Genomic DNA, 2,854 nt, shown 5'->3' with positions numbered 1-2,854 from the left:
CGAGCGCGCTGAGGAAGGGCCTCGCCCAGCCATCCACGTCATGGGCGAGGATCTGGTGGGCAGTATGCGCATGGGGCGTCGCCCGGTCTCGCGGCCCTGATTCAGTGCGACTTCCGCAGCGTCCTCGACCCCGTCGAGGTCGAGTGGATCGCGGAGGAGGTCATCGTGGAGTTCGGCTGCGGCGCAGGTGAATTCGCTGAGCATCAAGGTGCCGCTGAGGTCGCTGTGGCACGCACTACTCGGCGACAGTCGTCCGTTTGATATGGCTGGCCAACGGGCACGCCTGCACGGTGCGATGCACGACAGTCGGTCCGGTGCGCCGACAGGATTCTGTAACAGCTCGGTCCCCAACAGCCCCCGTTCACAACATGGGCAAGACCCTCACCCTCGAGTCACGATGGTGCAACTCCGTGGTGCGCTGGTCCGCATCGACGCTGCACTGGGCAATCAATGGGCCCGACGACATCTTGGCGGCGGTGCCCGGCGCGCGGCTGCTGAACCGGGTGTCGCTGTTCGACTCCGACACCTTCAAGCAGGTGCCCGGCGCCTACCGGGTGATGGGCAAGGTGATGTTGCTGGTGCCGGTGCTGCGCTACATCGGGCAGTACTACCGTTACGCGTTTCGACGGCAGCGCTCGGCGATCAGTCCGAAGCGGTCACCCGCCGAGCACCGGCCGTCTTCCTGGGCCGCGTCCGAACCTGGCAGCCCACGGCCAGCGGCCACGCCCATCGGCTCACACCCAGCCGCAGTGCCCACAACTCACTGCCGTAGGACGCCGTCGCCGCGTCCCTATGCGCATCGGGGTGCTCGACCTCGATGAGAGGCGGCTACGGCACGTGGCGCACGGCGCCCTTGTCGGCGGAGGTCGCCAACGCGGCGTAGGCGCGGAGGGCGGTGGTGACCAGACGGTCGCGGTTGACCGGCTGCCAGGGACGTTCGGAGGCGTCCATCTTTGCGCGGCGCTCGGCGAGGACGGCGTCGTCGACAAGGACCTCGAGCGTGCGCGCGGTGACGTCGATGCGGATCTGGTCGCCGTTCTCGACCAGGCCGATGGCACCGCCGCTCGCCGCCTCGGGGGAGATGTGGCCGATCGACAGGCCCGAGGTGCCGCCGGAGAAACGGCCGTCGGTGATCAGCGCGCACTGCTTGCCGAGCCCCGCGCCCTTGAGGAAAGCGGTGGGGTGCAACATCTCCTGCATGCCAGGGCCACCCGAGGGGCCCTCGTAGCGGACGACGATCACGTCGCCCGGCTCGATCTTCTTGCCGAGGATGACCGACACGGCCTCTTCCTGCGACTCCACGACGACGGCGGGGCCCTGGAAGGAGAACAGTTCCTCGTCGATGCCCGCGGTCTTCAGCACCGCGCCGTCGGGAGCGATGTTGCCGCGCAATACGACAAGGCCGCCCTCCTTCGTGTAGGCGTGCTCCAGGTCGCGGATGCAGCCGCCCTCGGCATCGGTGTCCAGTGACGACCAGCGGTTCTCGGTGGAGAAAGGCTCGGTGGTGCGCACACCGCCCGGCGCGGCGTGGAACAGCTCGAGGGCTTCCTCGGAGGCCTTGCCGGAGCGGATGTCCCAGGTGTCGAGCCACTCGTCGAAGCTCTTGGTGTGCACCGTGGTGACGTCGGTTTCCAGCAGACCGGCACGCCGCAGCTCGCCGAGGAGGGCGGGGATGCCGCCGGCCCGGTGCACGTCCTCCATGTGGTAGTCGGAGTTGGGCGAGACCTTCGACAGGGTGGGCACCCGGCGGCTGGTCTCCTCGATGGTGTGCAGATCGAAGTCGATCTCACCTTCCTGCGCGGCGGCCAGCGTGTGCAGCACGGTGTTGGTCGAGCCGCCCATCGCGACGTCCAGCGCCATCGCGTTTCGGAAAGCCTTGGCGTCAGCCACGTTTCGCGGCAGCACCGAGGCATCGTCGGTGCGGTACCAGCGATTGGCGATGTCCACCACCACGGTGCCCGCCTTCTCGAACAGTGCCCGGCGGGCAGCGTGTGTCGCCAGCGTGGAGCCGTTGCCAGGTAGTGCGAGACCCAGCGCCTCGGTGAGGCAGTTCATGGAGTTCGCGGTGAACATGCCCGAACACGAGCCGCAGGTCGGGCACGCGGAACGCTCGACCTCGCTCAAACCCTCTTCGGACACCGCCTGATTCGCGCTCGCGGAGATCGCGGTGATCAGGTCGGTCGGCGCCTGCGCGACGCCGCCCACGACCACGGCTTTGCCTGCCTCCATCGGCCCGCCGGAGACGAACACCGTCGGAATGTTCAGACGCATGGCGGCATTCAACATGCCCGGCGTGATCTTGTCGCAGTTCGAGATGCAGACCAGCGCGTCGGCGGTGTGCGCGTTCACCATGTATTCCACTGAGTCGGCGATGATCTCGCGCGACGGCAGCGAGTAGAGCATGCCGCCGTGGCCCATGGCGATGCCGTCGTCGACGGCGATGGTGTGGAACTCGCGCGGTACCCCACCGGCGGCGCGCACCGCGTCGGCCACGATCTCGCCGACGTTCTTCAGGTGCACGTGGCCGGGCACGAACTGGGTGTAGGAGTTCGCGATCGCGACGATCGGCTTGCCGAAGTCGGATTCGGTCATACCGGTGGCTCGCCAAAGTGCGCGGGCACCCGCGGCATTGCGGCCGATGGTCGTGGTTCGGGAACGAAGAGGTGGCATTTCGATGGTCCTCGGGTCGCGGGGGCTGGGGTGCGGTGGCCGGACGTCCGTCCGTCCAAGCGCTCTTTGCGGTGGCCGGACGTTCGTCCGTCCAAGCGCTCTTTGCGACTGCGCAGAGTTTGCTCGGCGACGCTCCCACGTTACTCCCGCGAGTGGGTGCGTCTACATGCCGGTCGCGTCGCCC

The 2,854-nt window shown here is 67.9% G+C and carries 2 protein-coding genes; one reads left to right on the top strand and one right to left on the bottom strand.

Annotated elements, in window-relative coordinates:
• Window positions 1–368: 368 nt before the first annotated feature.
• Entirely contained in the window at window positions 369–821 is a 453-nt protein-coding gene (locus OHB12_RS15570; RefSeq protein ID WP_327120172.1) for a hypothetical protein, read from the top strand.
• A gap of 7 nt (window positions 822–828) precedes the next feature.
• Here OHB12_RS15570 and ilvD read toward each other — a convergent pair whose 3' ends face one another.
• Window positions 829–2,670, bottom strand: a complete 1,842-nt coding sequence (gene ilvD / locus OHB12_RS15565; RefSeq protein ID WP_327120170.1) for a dihydroxy-acid dehydratase — start codon at window positions 2,668–2,670, stop codon at window positions 829–831.
• Window positions 2,671–2,854 lie beyond the last annotated feature (184 nt).

This window comes from Nocardia sp. NBC_01730 (assembly GCF_035920445.1).
Classification (GTDB): Bacteria; Actinomycetota; Actinomycetes; order Mycobacteriales; family Mycobacteriaceae; genus Nocardia.
This window is presented reverse-complemented; position numbering and strand designations above follow the sequence as displayed.

Coding starts and splice junctions, on each gene's coding strand:
- OHB12_RS15570 (WP_327120172.1), top strand. CDS start 369: ATGGGCAAGACCCTCACCCTCGAGTCACGATGGTGCAACTCCGTGGTG.
- ilvD (WP_327120170.1), bottom strand. CDS start 2,670: ATGCCACCTCTTCGTTCCCGAACCACGACCATCGGCCGCAATGCCGCG.